Annotated in this window: 10 protein-coding genes and 1 tRNA gene; 4 read left to right on the plus strand and 7 right to left on the minus strand. The window is 47.0% G+C overall.

Annotation, left to right across the window (positions count from 1 at the left end; genetic code table 11):
* Positions 1–34: 34 nt before the first annotated feature.
* Complete coding sequence (betI, locus tag B4923_RS04925; RefSeq protein WP_109053251.1) at positions 35–622, minus strand: transcriptional regulator BetI; 588 nt, start codon at positions 620–622, stop codon at positions 35–37.
* Positions 623–1,051: 429 nt separating this feature from the next.
* Between betI and B4923_RS04930 the strand changes: the two genes are divergently transcribed.
* The 3 genes from B4923_RS04930 (at position 1,052) to B4923_RS04940 (ending at position 4,292) form a co-directional block, all read left to right on the plus strand.
* Entirely contained in the window at positions 1,052–3,091 is a 2,040-nt protein-coding gene (locus B4923_RS04930; RefSeq protein ID WP_109053252.1) for a choline transporter, read from the plus strand.
* 239 nt (positions 3,092–3,330) lie between these two features.
* Complete coding sequence (locus tag B4923_RS04935) at positions 3,331–3,969, plus strand: RpiB/LacA/LacB family sugar-phosphate isomerase (protein ID WP_109053253.1); 639 nt, start codon at positions 3,331–3,333, stop codon at positions 3,967–3,969.
* Between the two features lie 233 nt (positions 3,970–4,202).
* A tRNA-Ser gene (locus B4923_RS04940) sits at positions 4,203–4,292 on the plus strand.
* Between the two features lie 316 nt (positions 4,293–4,608).
* Here the strand turns inward: B4923_RS04940 and phoH are convergent.
* The 6 genes from phoH to B4923_RS04970 form a co-directional block, all read right to left on the minus strand.
* A complete protein-coding gene (gene phoH / locus B4923_RS04945) occupies positions 4,609–5,397 on the minus strand; it encodes a phosphate starvation-inducible protein PhoH (RefSeq protein WP_109053254.1) in 789 nt (262 codons plus the stop codon).
* A 563-nt stretch (positions 5,398–5,960) separates the two neighbouring features.
* Positions 5,961–6,470, minus strand: coding sequence for a flagella biosynthesis regulatory protein FliZ (gene fliZ / locus B4923_RS04950; RefSeq protein ID WP_109053255.1), 510 nt, complete (start codon positions 6,468–6,470; stop codon positions 5,961–5,963).
* 52 nt (positions 6,471–6,522) lie between these two features.
* Positions 6,523–7,245, minus strand: a complete 723-nt coding sequence (locus tag B4923_RS04955; RefSeq protein WP_109053256.1) for an RNA polymerase sigma factor FliA — start codon at positions 7,243–7,245, stop codon at positions 6,523–6,525.
* 407 nt (positions 7,246–7,652) lie between these two features.
* Positions 7,653–8,819: a nucleotide sugar dehydrogenase gene (locus B4923_RS04960; RefSeq protein WP_109053257.1), complete on the minus strand. Its 1,167-nt coding sequence runs from the start codon at positions 8,817–8,819 to the stop codon at positions 7,653–7,655.
* Between the two features lie 83 nt (positions 8,820–8,902).
* On the minus strand, positions 8,903–12,220 hold the full coding sequence (locus B4923_RS04965; protein WP_109053258.1) for an O-linked N-acetylglucosamine transferase, SPINDLY family protein: 3,318 nt from the start codon (positions 12,218–12,220) through the stop codon (positions 8,903–8,905).
* 164 nt (positions 12,221–12,384) lie between these two features.
* Positions 12,385–13,635, minus strand: coding sequence for a FliC/FljB family flagellin (locus tag B4923_RS04970; RefSeq protein WP_109053259.1), 1,251 nt, complete (start codon positions 13,633–13,635; stop codon positions 12,385–12,387).
* 463 nt (positions 13,636–14,098) lie between these two features.
* Between B4923_RS04970 and fliD the strand changes: the two genes are divergently transcribed.
* The gene (gene fliD, locus B4923_RS04975; RefSeq protein WP_109053260.1) at positions 14,099–15,505 is read left to right on the plus strand and encodes a flagellar filament capping protein FliD; all 1,407 of its coding nucleotides are present in this window, start codon (positions 14,099–14,101) and stop codon (positions 15,503–15,505) included.
* Positions 15,506–15,519: the final 14 nt, after the last annotated feature.

Raw genomic sequence — 15,519 nt, forward strand, 5'->3', positions numbered from 1 at the left:
CATACTCCTGCCTGATTACTGCTAGCGTTCAGGTTCAAACGTCCGCCAGTTGCTGTTCAATATATTGATAGGTAATGTGCAATGCTTCCTCACGATTGAATGTCTCTCCGCCGAGTGCGCTGCGTAACCAAAGCCCATCAATCAATCCAGCCGTCCCCTTGGCCGCCATGCGCGCCTTATCTCGCGCCATACAACGACCAAATTCGGCGCACAAATTAGAATAGAGCCGCCGGCTGTTGACCTGTTGCAAACGATAAAGCATGGGGGAATGCATACTGCATGCCCAGAAAGCCAGCCAGGTTTTCATCGCCGCACTGTTGGTTTGGCTGTCATCAAAATTACCGGCGGCAATGGCCCGTAAACGTGCGCGAGGCGTGCTCTGCTCCAGCGCCTGCATTCTCAGCTTGACCGCCAGCCCCAGATGGCGAATCAGATAGCGCATGGTCGCTTCAAGCAACCCATTCTTATCACGGAAGTAATGACTGATGATGCCGTTCGACACCCCTGCCCGACGAGCAATCTGCGCTATCGACGCATCATGCATTCCCACCTCATTGATCGTCGCCAGCGTTGCCTCAATAAGTTGCTGCCGTCTGATTGGTTGCATTCCAATTTTGGGCATGACATGACTCCTCTCTAAATCTTGGATTTTTGTGTCATAAATCACAGTCAGAGACGGTTTTTGATGACGGGCGAGCCATCCTTGCCTGTTACCCTGCGGACCGTCACTTTGTGACGTTAAAAATCGCTCCCGGCGATTTTCTGATGATCCAACGTCAACTATTAAACTTATTTTTAATTGAACGTTCAATCAAAAATGAATATATTTTATTGTCAAAACGTTAAATATTTGTATGCTTTATGGCTTAAAGTCTTTGAATTGCAGAGGATAAATCCAATCTAAAGTAGACATTTATGTTTTTATTCTGTCGTCATTTTCACTGCAAGCGTACTCAGCGGATGTCCTGCGCAGGCTTTCTTGATATGCGCTAAGCGCGCTTCGCATACGAAATTGACCAGAGTGTTCGAAAGCGCAACGCAGGGGATAACCATGCCAGCACCAGATATCACGACCAAGCCTGCACAGGACCGTCTTAATCCTGTCGTGTTTTATACTTCAGCAGCTCTGATTCTCACCTTTTCATTGCTGACCATTTTGTTCAACGACATCGCCAATATATGGATTACCCGAACGCTGAACTGGGTTTCCACCACCTTCGGTTGGTACTATCTACTGGCAGCAACGCTCTATATCGTCTTTGTCATTTTTATTGCCTCATCCCGTTTTGGCTCTATCAAACTCGGGCCGGAACAATCCAAGCCCGAGTTCAGCCTGTTAAGTTGGGCCGCGATGCTGTTTGCTGCGGGGATCGGTATTGATCTGATGTTCTTTTCCGTCGCCGAACCCATTACCCAGTACATGATGCCGCCTGAAGGCGAGGGACAAACGCTGGAGGCGGCACGTCAGGCAATGGTATGGACGTTGTTTCACTACGGCCTGACAGGCTGGTCAATGTATGCTCTGATGGGGATCGCGTTGGGTTACTTCAGCTATCGCTATAGTTTGCCGCTGACGATCCGGTCTGCGCTCTACCCCATTTTCGGCAAGCGAATTAATGGCCCGATTGGTCACAGCGTGGATATTGCCGCCGTGCTCGGAACGATCTTCGGTATCGCCACCACACTCGGCATTGGCGTAGTACAGCTCAATTATGGTTTGAAGGTACTATTCCAGATCCCGGAAAATCTGACTGTTCAGGCTTCGTTGATCCTGCTTTCAGTCATTATGGCAACGATATCGGTTACCTCCGGGGTTAATCGCGGCATCCGCTTTTTATCGGAATTAAATGTGCTGCTTGCGCTGGGGTTAATACTCTTCCTGCTGTTCTGGGGGGATACCGAGTTCTTGCTAAATGCGCTGGTATTGAATGTGGGTGACTACATCAACCGCTTCACCGGTATGACGCTGAATAGCTTTGCGTTTGATCGCCCAACAGAGTGGATGAATAGCTGGACGCTATTCTTCTGGGCGTGGTGGGTTGCCTGGGCCCCTTTTGTCGGACTGTTCCTGGCACGAATTTCACGTGGTCGAACCATTCGGCAGTTCGTCGTCGGCACACTGATCATCCCCTTTGTTTTTACCTTACTGTGGCTATCCATTTTTGGTAACAGTGCGCTGTATCAGGTCATCCACGGCAATCTCGATTTTGCCAATGAGGTGATGCAATATCCTGAACGCGGTTTTTACAGCCTGCTGGCGCAGTATCCCGGCTTTAGCCTGAGCGCCTCTGTCGCAACCATCACGGGCTTATTGTTTTATGTCACGTCAGCAGATTCAGGTTCCCTGGTTCTGGGCAACTTTACATCTCGTCTGGGTGATATTAATAACGATGCCCCGAACTGGCTGCGTATTTTCTGGTCAGTAGCCATCGGCCTGCTGACACTGGGCATGCTGATGACCAATGGCGTATCCGCTTTACAGAACACGACCGTGATTATGGGATTACCCTTTAGCTTCGTTATGTTCTTCATCATGGCTGGTTTGTATAAATCGCTACGGGTTGAAGATTATCGCAAAGCGAGCTCTCTACAGTCCTCCGCACCAATGCCCATATCGGGCGATGATCGCCTGAACTGGAAACAGAGAATTTCACGCGTGATGAATTTTCCCGGTACAACCTATACCCAGAAAATGCTGGATAACGTCTGTGCGCCAGCCATGCAGGATGTTGCTCGTGAATTAACGTTACGAGGCGCCAGCGTGCAGGTTAACGAACTTCTTCCAGTGGAAGACGAACGTCTGAATCATTTTGAGCTTCTGGTCAATTTGGGAGATGAGCAGAACTTTCTGTATCAAATCTGGCCTCAACGCTATAGCATCCCGGCGTTTACCTATCGGGCCCGTTCGGGAAAATCACATTACTATCGCCTTGAAACCTTCTTGCTGGAAGGAAGCCAGGGAAATGATTTGATGGACTACAGCAAAGAACAGGTCATCAATGATATTCTGGATCAGTACGAACGCCACCTGAACTTCCTGCATTTAAATCGCGAATCACCCGGCAACACGTTGACTTTTCCGGATGCATAGCGCTTCTTCTACCGGCGCTGTATTACAGCGCCACAAATTTATGATTATCAACCAATTAACTTAACAAACATGGTTCCCTTTCTTCTACTTTCCTGTAGAGATTTCATCGTATTCTACGTGTCATGCCTCATTCTTTGACGTGGCGATTTGCGCTTTATTTTTGAAACGGTATACTGCACTCATTAAATTGAAATACAGTTTTAAAAAATGTATTTGTCCGTCACAAAAAAGGAACGAACATGAAAATTGCATTGATTAACGAGAACAGCCAAGCCGCTAAAAACGCGATTATTGCCGCAGCACTGAGCAAAGCTGTAGAGCCTATGGGACACACCGTATACAACTACGGTCAATATGCTGTAGAAGATGCCGCACAGTTGACCTATATTCAGAACGGCATTCTGACCGCTATCCTGCTGAACTCCGGCGCGGCTGATTTTGTGGTAACCGGTTGTGGTACCGGGCAGGGCGCAATGCTGGCTTGTAACTCTTTCCCTGGCGTACTTTGCGGTCTGGTTGTTGACCCGTCTGATGCTTACCTGTTCTCTCAGATCAACAACGGTAACGCGGTATCGCTGCCGTATGCCAAAGGCTTCGGCTGGGGTGCAGAACTGAATCTGGAAAACCTGTTCACCCAGTTGTTCAAAGAAGAAGGCGGCAAAGGCTACCCAAGCGATCGCGTTGCGCCGCAACAGCGTAACAAGAAGATTCTGGATGCCGTGAAAGCCGTCACCTATAACGATCTGATAACTATCCTGAAGGGGTTGGATCAGGATCTGGTAAAAGGCGCTATCGCGGGTCCTAAATTCCAGGAATACTTCTTCGCCAACAGCAAAGACGAAGCACTGACCAGCTACATTAAAAGCCTGCTGGCTTAATGCTTTCACTTAGCATATAAAAAATCACGGGCCGCAACGCCTGTGATTTTTTTATTGCTTTCTCCACAACGTTTTTATCATTTCAGTCCTCATGATTTTCTCTATTTGATGCTGATGAAACGCTCCGACGTTCAATGCTTAACCAGATGTTCCAAAACAGATAAATACTGCTTGACCGAAGTGGAGCGACTCCCTATAGTAGCGCCCCGTTGCCGCCTATATGGCAACAATCCGGTGAGGTGTCCGAGAGGCTGAAGGAGCACGCCTGGAAAGTGTGTATACGTGAAAACGTATCGAGGGTTCGAATCCCTCCCTCACCGCCATATAAAAGAAAATGCCCTTGACGCAAGTCAGGGGCATTTTCTTTTATCCGTACGGGAAGGATGAGAAGCCTCCACAGGGTTCGACAAAACGACAGGAATGGCGTTTTGGACCGCCAACGGCGGCCCGAAGGGCGAGCGTCAGGACGACGCGAGTCAATCCTCCCACATACACATACTTTCACGCCCTTGACGCAAGTCAGGGGCATTTTCTTTTATCCGTACGGGAAGGATAAAAAAAAGCCCCACCAATAAATCGTAGGGGCTAATTACTGTCTCGATTACTTATTTATTATGATTTCCGTATCTAACTTAACCCCTAATCATAGGCATTAAGCGTCCTCTGACACAATTCAGAGCGAACACAGTCCTGTTTACCAAAAGAGACGATACCAATCAGTTCATCTTCGGTAAAACGCTCAAGCGCATCACGCAACCCGGATTTAACCCCCGAAGGCAAATCACATTGTGTAACATCACCATTCACGATTACCGTCACATTCTCACCCAAACGCGTCAGGAACATTTTCATCTGGTTCACCGTCACGTTTTGCGCTTCATCCAGAATAACCACCGCATTCTCAAAAGTCCGTCCACGCATATAAGCAAACGGCGCAATTTCAACTTTGGCTATTTCTGGTCGTAAACAATACTGCATAAACGACGCCCCCAATCTCCGCAGCAATATGTCATATACGGGTCGGAAATAAGGGGCGAATTTTTCGGCAATATCACCCGGTAAAAAACCGAGATCCTCATCAGCCTGTAATACCGGCCGCGTAACAATAATGCGTTCAACCTCTTTATGAATAAGTGCTTCCGCCGCCTTGGCCGCACTCAGAAACGTTTTGCCACATCCTGCTTCCCCTGTGGCGAAAATTAACTGTTTATTCTCTATTGCAGACAAGTAATACTCTTGGGCTTCTGTACGGGCTTCAATAATAGATGTGTCGCGATTCTCCCGCGCCATACCTATTGATTCAATCCCACTCATATGAACCAGAGAAGTGACCGATTCTTCCTCACGTTGACGATGACTACGCGATTCACGACGGATGACGCGTTTCGCTTCACGACGTGCTTTGATCACTGCTTTTTGTCTTCCCATAGTGGCACCTTACAGTTTGTTTCACTTACCGCACTGCCTGGCAGCGCGTGACGTTTCACTCACAAACGAGGTTGGCTTCCTTATTAAGCCGATAAAGAACCATGTGGTTTGATAAAACCGGACAAAATTTAATAGACTCCCTCTCCCGCCAAAAGAAAACGGGCCGAGCGGCATAATTAATGAGAAACATTTAGACAGAAAAGAAAGGTTAAAAAAGGGAGAGAACGACAAGAAACACAGTGCAGGAAATAAGTGGGAAAGAAGCCCCTCGCATCGGCGAGTCAGAAGACCAGAATGTTGGTTTCGACTACTTAGTCCCAAAAAGGACATTACCATTCGCGTTCCTCACTGTGACAACAACTATTCCAATGAATAATGATTGACCGTATTAAGAACCACCGTTAATCATTAAACCAGAAATTAGGGCCAAATGATTGCAGTAGTATGACAGTGCAATAGTTTGCCTCTGCTTTGCAAGCTTTTTTTACACTGCCATAACATTTACGTATAGTCAGAACATGCCGATTTTACAATGTTCGCTTTCGAAAAGCGCATAAATACAGTCAGTAATGTTTCTGCCAGGCCAAATACTGATCGTACTTTCTCAATGCGCTTCGATAAACATTTTGTTCAAGATCGGGGAGGTAATCACAAATACGCTGCTGTACGTTATCTCTGACAAACGTTTCCATTGGGTAATTTTTCGCCACAAGCAACTCATCCAAACGGCGCAGACGAATAACGTATTCACGCATCGTGCTATGCCTTATGTCTGTCTGCTCAATCAGGTATTGGGAAAACGCTTGAATATCGAAATAGTTAGCACGGGTATTGCATAATATTTCGCCACAGAAACGACAGAGGGGAATTAGCTCCTGTTGCAAATCAGCCCATACTTCGTCATCAATTAACCGATCAATACTATCGATAGATTTTTTATTAATCAGCTGATGACGAAACGCCAATGAAACCCGATCAAGTTCTTTACTGCAATGAGAGCAATGTGTTTGTTTATGTTTGAAATCTTTCAGATAACGGCTGAGAAGCTGTTTCTTCCGCGTTGATTGAGGCATGAATCCATTCCATGACAATAGACTGAAATAACATTATTCCTACGCAGCTAAATTAAACGTCATTCATTAATTTTACGCGCAGACGCTTTATCGCCTGGCTATGCAACTGACTGACCCGAGACTCCCCTACTTCCAGAACAGCGCCGATCTCTTTTAAATTCAGCTCTTCCTGATAGTAAAGCGTCAGCACCAGCTTCTCGCGTTCAGGTAAATTCTCTATTGCCTCCATTACCCGATGGCGTAAATTACCTTCCATCAATTGATGCAATGGATTAGCATCTTCATTTCCTTCCAACAACGCTTCTGCGCTATCGCCATGTTCTTCACGCCATTCATCGTAAGAGAAAAGCTGGCTGTTATTGGTATCCAGCAAAATCTGACGATAATCTTCCAGCGAAATATCCAAGGCATGCGCGACTTCCTGCTCTGTTGGCGCTCGACCCAGCTGCTGTTCAGCCTGTTGCATCGCTTGTGCCACTTCCCGCGCATTACGCCGCACGCTCCGGGGAGCCCAGTCGCGGCTGCGTAGTTCATCCAGCATTGAGCCCCGGATTCGTTGTACGGCATAAGTTGTAAATGCCGTACCCTGCAACGAATCATAACGCTCAACCGCGCTGAGCAAACCGATACCTCCAGCCTGGAGTAAATCATCCAGCTCAACGCTCGCGGGGAGACGGACCTGTAAACGTAGCGCCTCATGGCGCACTAACGGAACATAGCGCTTCCACAGGGAATTCTTATCCATTGTGCCTTCGGCGGTATACAGATCGCTCACAGTGACAAATACCTACGATAATAATGTTATCGACACTATTATGCTTTTGCGTAGAGTAGCCAATTGCATGAATAGGGACGTAAAAGAGGGGTTATTTAGGATACGAGAAACATGCCAGATTGTAAAAGACAGCGCGGTCATCTTATCCTATTTGCCCCGCCGCTTCCTCATATGGTTTCCAGCACACCATCCACAGCGCGAGATCCCGCCCGTGCCAGCGCCAGCATATCACGCGTGCGAAGCAGAGTTGTAACAGCACAAAACGCCTGAATGTCCAGCGGCAGATGCACAGAAGGAAAATCCCGTGTGTATTAAGATCACTGAGGAATTTTTGAAGATGGCATGGCCCCCTCACTATGGTCACTGCAACAGTTTTCTCATCAGTGTGGTTATTTATGAATCCAACGTTAATCTACACCAAAGATATCACGAGTATAAATCTTATCTGCAACATCTAGTAGATCTGACGACATTCTATTAACTAAAATGACATCCGATAATGATTTAAATGAGTTTAGATCATTAATAACCCGAGATCGAAAAAATTCTTTAGCATGCAGTTTGGGTTCGTAAACAATAACCTCAATACCTTTAGCCTTTATCCGTTTCATTATGCCTTGTATAGCTGATGCTCTGAAATTATCGGATTCAGCTTTCATCACCAGTCTATAAACTCCGACGACTTTCGGATTCATCTTTATTACTGATTCTGCAATAAAATCTTTACGCGTACTGTTTGCAGCAACAATAGCCTGAATAATATTGTTAGGGACACTGGCGTAGTTCGCCAGAAGTTGTTTCGTATCTTTAGGAAGACAATAGCCACCATAACCGAATGAAGGATTATTATAGTGATTTCCAATCCTTGGATCCAACCCGACTCCTTCAATGATCTGCCTGCTTTGCAAGCCTAAAGACTGGGCATAAGTATCCAGTTCATTAAAATAAGCGATCCGCATTGCCAGATATGTGTTTGAAAATAACTTAATCGCTTCCGCTTCGGTTGACTCGGTGAATAAGACAGGGACATCTTTTTTAATCGCCCCTTGTAGTAGTAAATGAGCAAATTGCTCAGCACGCTCGGAACGTTCGCCGACAATAATACGGGAAGGATAAAGATTATCGTAAAGGGCTTTTCCTTCTCGTAAAAACTCTGGCGAAAAAATAATATTATCCGTATTGAATTTTCTTCTAATATTCTGCGTATAACCAACCGGTATAGTTGATTTAATTACAATAACCGCATCGGGATTGAAAGACAGTACCTGCCTTATTACTGATTCAACAGAGTCCGTATTGAAATTATTTGTTTCAGGATCATAATCAGTAGGTGTGGCGATAATAATAAAATCCGCGTTTTGATATGCAGTAACTGCATTCAGCGTTGCGTTGAAATTCAACGGCTTATGCAGAAGAAAGTCTTCAATTTCTTTATCGACAATGGGGGATTTACCCTCATTTAGCATTGCTACTTTTTCGGCGACAATATCGACAGCAACGACTTCATTATGCTGTGCCAGAAGTATCGCATTTGACAACCCGACATATCCTGTTCCTGCAATGGCTATTTTCATAACAGTCCCATTTTACACACATAAAGAGAATTAATGCCGTATACTGGATAAAAGGCACCCTAGTCAGGTGCCTTTATATTATTTTACTGAGGAATATATTTATATTCTTCCAGCATTTTATTAAGCAATGCAATATCTATATGATTTTTTAGCTTAAAAACCCCTGCACTATCTACTTTCTCTTCCATGTCCAAAAACATCAATACAGCATGATAATTAGGTCGGCTCCAGAAGTCATGGATAAAGATTAGCGTATCTGCAATATTCTTTTGCTTTTCTAACGTGTGCTTTATTGCATTAAGCGTACAAGCGATGCGAAAACGACCATCAACAAGAATAAAATCAAAAGCGCTATCATGCTGCAAAATTGCTTCGCTATAATCCGGATATTTTTCCCGATGCGTATTATTGACCGGATATCCCCACGCCTGTGTCGGACCGATGTCTATATATTCAACTTTACAGAGCGGGCCGACCTCTTTTTTCAGCGTGTCTACCCATTGCTTATCACTTTCAACACCAAATATTTCCACATCATTTTTAGCTGCGAGTTTGGTCGAACCGCCGCTACCGAATTCAAAGTACGATGCGGACTGCTTCAAATAACGCTCAAACAGTTGTATTTCCTTCTCCGACATCCTTGGTTTGTCAGGAATGAGGGGTATACCCCTCATCTCCGACGTAGTCGGAGATGGATCGGCTTTGGTGGAACGGTTGTCGTTAAAATAACGTTTGGCTCTCTCTTCAGAATCTATTTTCAATACTGAATAGACAAAGTCATGCGCCCGATAAACCGTATGCATAATAAACGCCAATTTTTCACGCCGTTCTACTGTCATTGTATTCAATCGGGCATCATTCGGCACATAGATAGCGGCGGCGGCTAGCATTCTGGAAGATGGCAGCGTATTCCGTTCATCGATATGAGTTGGTGATGCATACTCGATTTTCGTCAACGTATGGAAGGCAAAACCGTACTGTACCAGCAATGCGGTAATATCACTGAATAACTGCTGATTCAGATGCGTTGCTGTAAAACTGATACGAACTTCAACGGCAAGGCAATTCGAAAGTATCCGTTCACCATTGGCGATCACTTTACCAATATCATAACGATTATCCAGGATAAGCCAGTCAAGTCGCTCCAACCCGTCGATATGATCGAGTTTCACCGTTTGCGCCATTACTTCAGCGATTACTCGCTGTTCCTGCGTTGCCAGCGGTTTCAGGTTACTGCTGTATTCTTCGGCAAGGCACATATTGACAGGCGTTGGCTGCCCATCGCCCAAGCCATGGAACTTGATATGCTGAATGCCATTTTTTCGCAACGGGAAATGACTATTTTGAATTCTTCCAACGAGATCCGTAATAACAAAATGAAACGCTTCGGTCGCCACCAACGGAGTAAACGAGGGGCTTACAGCAATACTACCACCATCATCAAGCGCAATAATTTTCCCCGCAAGTTTAAAACCGAACGGCACATCTGTGTCATTTTTGTCAGTATCCTCTGCCACTGGATGCTGCAACGTTATGGGTTGTTTATCATCATGGAAATAGGGCAGGAAATCGTTGCTTAACGTTAATGCCTCCGGTTTTTTGCCTTCACAATAGCGCTGCCAAATAGCCCGCATGGCATCGGAAAAGTGTCTGGCGAACCGCTTGCCGTCACAAACGGGGGAAGCCAGCAGAATATCGCGCAAATGCTGGCGAATGACGCTCAGGCTGGCCAAATCCCGCGTCAGCCCCGCGGTAATGTCAATGTACTGTTCCCAGCTATTGGCCACCAGTTCCGGCATGCCCGCGTTCACCAGATGGGTAGCTGAATGACGGCCGGCAAACGTCGGACCGGGAAACGTTACCACCGGCACTCCCATCGCCATCGCCTCACAGGTGGTTAACCCGCCGGAATAGGGCCAGGGATCCAGCGCAATATCGACTTCATTATATCGGGAAAGTAATATCTGGTGCGGCGAATAAGATTCGATTTTTATCCGCTCTCGTGCAATGCCGTACGCTTGCAGCGTGGCATAAATTTTTTCGCACAGTTTCTGACTGCTGTACTGGCGGCTCTTCAGGAACAAACGTGAGTCCGGCACCGCATGCAAAATTTTTGCCCACTGTTCCAGCAAGATATCATTGATTTTAGAGGCATTGTTAAAACAGCCGAAAGTAATGTATCCACGCTGTGCCACCGGCAACGAGGTTACCTCCGGCAAATAGGATGGCGGATCGTAACAAATATAGTCATCCGGCAAACGAATCAGCTTTTCAGTGTAGAGGCCGTCTACGCCCGGTAGCGTTTCCACGCTGTCGCTCAGCAGATAATCCATCGCCGCCAGACCGGTACTACTGATCAATCCCCCTACCCATTTTATCTGGATGGGTGCAGGTTCCCTCATCATGGTCAGCATACGGCTGTTTTTGTTGTAACCGCATAAATCAAACAGGATATCGATATCATCCTGACGAATTTGTTGTGCCAGCTCGTCGTCGGTTATATTTTTAACCACTTTCCACTGGGAACAGAAAGCCTTTATCCTCCGAGTAACATCATCTTCATTATCATTATCGCTATAGGCATAAAACTCTATCTGTGTCACCGGAATATGCGATAACCCGAGCGTAATCATATTACCGACTGGATGACGATAAAATCCCCCGGAAATCATACCAATGCGAATACGCTTATTAGCAATTTTACTGTTGGACTCGGCTCGGACAACGTTACCAGCGGGTAAAAACTTCGATTGCCAGGCTTTACACAGCGCCAGAATCTGCTCAGCGGTCTTATCGGGCCAATAGTGCCAGGCGGTAATCCGGTTAAAGAAGGGAGGAGAATGATTTTTAGCAACCTGAGACCCTTTTTTCAGGCAGAACTCCGCTTCCTCAAACAAACCGAAATCCAGTTTTAATGTCCCCAGATTATTCCAATATGCATAGTTACTCGGTTCGGACTTAGTCAGTTTTTCCAATAGCGTCTCGGCCTGATCAAGCTTGTGCAATTTTTTCAACACCTGGAACTGCAACTGCAACACCTGATTATATGGCCCCATTTTCAGCGCTTCGTCCAGAACGCTTTCCGCTTCTTGCAACCGTCCGGTAGCCTCAAATAGACTTGCTCTGGCATACAAGGCGTCCACATGCTTAGGATGGTATTCCACCACCTTATCAATATATTTTTCCGCTTCAGTAAATTTACCAAGCTGCAACAACGACCGCACAGCGATCATCAGTAAAGATAGATTCTTCTCATCGTTGCGCAGCAAACCAACCGCTATTTCGAGTGCTTTTCCGGGCTGGACAGGGAGTAGTTCAATCGCCTGCTGCACTTTCGGACTCACATGCAGTCCATGCGATTTCCTGTTTACGCCTTTCGGGATCGTGGGTAAATTTTTCATATTTGGCGCTTCACTATGATTAACAATGATGGAGTATCACTACTGACGCAATTGCAAACTATAACTTCATAAATCAAAACGAAAAGCAGTATAACGCGCCGAAATAAAAATGGCGGATATAAAATCCGCCATTTTCACATCTATTTATTGCTATTGACGCTAACTTATTGCAGCAGAGACAATACCGTCTGCGGAACCTGGTTGGCCTGCGCCAACACAGAAGTACCCGCCTGTTGCAGGATTTGCGCCTTGCTCATATTAGACACTTCCGTCGCGTAGTCGGCGTCCTGAATACGTGACTGGGCTTCGCTCAGGTTGGTGGTGGTGCTAGCCAGGTTATTGATGGTGGAATCAAAACGGTTCTGTACCGCACCCAGGTTGGAACGCAGCGTATCAACCGTCGCCAGCGCTGCATCCAGCTTAGCCAGCGGATCGCTGGTTGCCGCAGCGGTAAATGCGGCAGTAACCCCTACCTCAATCGTAGTGGTATCACCAGTAGTTGCAGATGCTGCATAATTAGTACCGTTATAGCTTACATAAGCAGCTGCGGCACCGCTACTATCAGTAGCTAACTGAACCAATGCTGCCGCTGCTGTACCTTCCAGATCGCCATCAGTAATACTTAAATCATTAGTTACCAGCGTTACCGCACCATCATCAGCAACATCAGCAGCGTAAACTTTATCGCCATATTTAACTGCATACTGAGCAGTCGCGTTGCCATCAGCATCCAACACGTTATGTAAAGAAATATCGGAAGCGGTAACTGTTGTATCAGTTGTGCTCAGACTAGCAGCTGCCGCAGCCAGATTAATTGAGATAGGAGCAGTAGAACCATCACCATTAAGTGTAGTGACAGCACTGCTCAGCTGAGGCGTGGCGCCCGATACGGAGAAACCACTCAGACCCAGAGTTTCTCTGTTAATCTTGGACAGGCTAATAGAAATAGTCTGACCATCCTGCGAACCAACCTGGATGGAAACGGAAGTCTTGCTGCCGTCCAGCACTTTAACGCCGTTAAAGTCGGTTTGGGTGGAAATACGGTCGATTTCATCCAGACGCTGATTGATTTCGTCCTGGATAGATTGTAAGTCGGTGGAACTGTTGGTGCCGTTCTGCGCCTGTACGGTCAGAGTACGGATCGCCTGCAGGTTATCGTTGATTTCGTTCAACGCGCCTTCAGTGGTCTGCGCCAGAGAGATACCGTCGCTGGCGTTGCTGGAAGCCTGAGTCAGACCATTGATAGCAGAGGTGAAACGGTTGGAAATGGCCTGACCGGCGGCGTTGTCGGCCGCGCTGTTGATTTTCAGACCGGAAGACAGACGTTCGATCGCCGTACTCAGTGCAGACTGAGACTTGTTCAGGTTGTTTTGCGCAATCAGCGAAATGCTGTTGGTGTTGATTACTTGTGCCATATAAGGAGTTCCTTTTAACGCATCCAGTGGATGTTTTAGCAATAAAGGTTCAGGCTTAACTGCCTACGGCGTCTACCACCGTCCTCTCTGATATCGGCGTACCCTTTCTAACCTTTAGCATTTAATTTAAAAAATTTTTACGCCGTGCCTACTCCGTCACTTTCGTACTCTTATACTCTATCATCCCGATCTGCGCAGGAATGACGGTATATGTTAGAGATGACAACGCTATTCGGGATGGCGGATTGCGCCACAGATGCGGTATTAATCTGGCGCGGATAAGTGCTTTCTCATACCATTCACTTCACGTTTGAGTTGCGCATAACCATTAATAGCAAGATAAAGCCGGAATCAGTTTGCTTATTAACGGCAACGATATTTTTTCTTTCAGGTAAATTTTTATTCTATGCTGCCGATAATCAGAAAACTGGATTTAAACATCACTCATCAGGAGTAAGGATTTATGGCAACCACCATCTCATCCGCTACATCTACTGTCGGCGCGCTGACCTCAACGCTGGGGCTGGGTACGGGCTCCAGTCTGGATCTGTCTACGGTTCTGGAGTCGTTACAAGCCGTGGAAGAGCAAAAGTTGACGGTCATCAGCAATAAACAGACCGCCTATCAGGATAAATCCGATGCGTATGATGCGCTGCAAACCGCGCTGGAAACCTATTCCACTGCCACGGCAAAGCTGACCGACAGCGATCTGTTTAATGCCAAAAAAACCTCCACCAATACTGCATTTACTACCGAAGTCAGCTCTTCCGCCGCCACCGGCAGCTATAGCGTTAACGTAACACAACTGGCTACCGCGCAAACGCTGGTTACAGAAACGCAAGACAGCAAAACTACCCAACTGGGCACCAGCGGGCTGAGCGATCGCACGTTGAGCATTACTGTCGGCAGCGGCAGCGCGGTAAACATCAGTCTGACCGATGAGCAAACCACATTGTCCGGTATCGCCAGCGCGATTAATGCTTCCAACGCCGGCGTGACCGCCAGCATTGTGCAGTCCGGCGACAGCAGCTACCAGTTGACCATCACCTCGAACGAAACCGGCGAAGCCAATACCATCGCCATCAGCAGCAACGACAGCGCGTTGGAAAGTATTCTCGGCGATACCAGTTCCACTCGCATCGAGTCTGTTGCTGCACAAAACGCCAAGCTGACCGTTAATGGCGTAGCGATTGAGCGCAGCAGCAATACTGTGACGGATGTGCCGGCGGAAGGCGTGACGCTGACGCTGACCTCCGTATCCACATCGGCGGAAACGCTGACCATCAGTAAAAGTATTACCGACGCCACCAGCGCGATTAAAGCCTGGGCGACGGCCTACAATACCCTGCAGACCGCCTTTACCACCCTGTCCGATCCCGAGCAGGACACCGGCGTACTTTCGTCGGATTCGGTACTGCGTTCGGTGAAAAACCAGCTTAAATCGTTATTAAGCACCGCACAGAGCAGCGATACTTATAAAGTGGTCAATGAGCTGGGCATTACACTGAAAAGTGACGGTACGCTTTCCGTTAACGATACTGACCTGATCAATGCGCTGACAGAGAATGCGTCTGCGGTGAGTGACTTCTTCGTCGGCGACGGCAAAACCACCGGGCTCGCAACCCAGATGGTGGCTAAAGTGAGCACCTTTACCGATACCAAGGGAACGATCGCACTGGCTAAAGAAGACGTGACTGATATGCTCAGCAGCCTGAGTAAACAGTACACCAAGGTGCAGACCAGTATCGAGGCCACCATGGCACGTTACAAAACCCAATTTGTCAAGCTGGACGTACTGATGTCGGAGATGAGTACGCTCAGTACCTATCTGACCAACCAGTTTGAAGCGCTGACATCCAGCAACAGTTAATTTCGGAGTCCACC

The sequence above is a fragment of the Brenneria roseae subsp. americana genome (assembly GCF_003115815.1).
Taxonomy (GTDB): domain Bacteria; phylum Pseudomonadota; class Gammaproteobacteria; order Enterobacterales; family Enterobacteriaceae; genus Brenneria; species Brenneria roseae.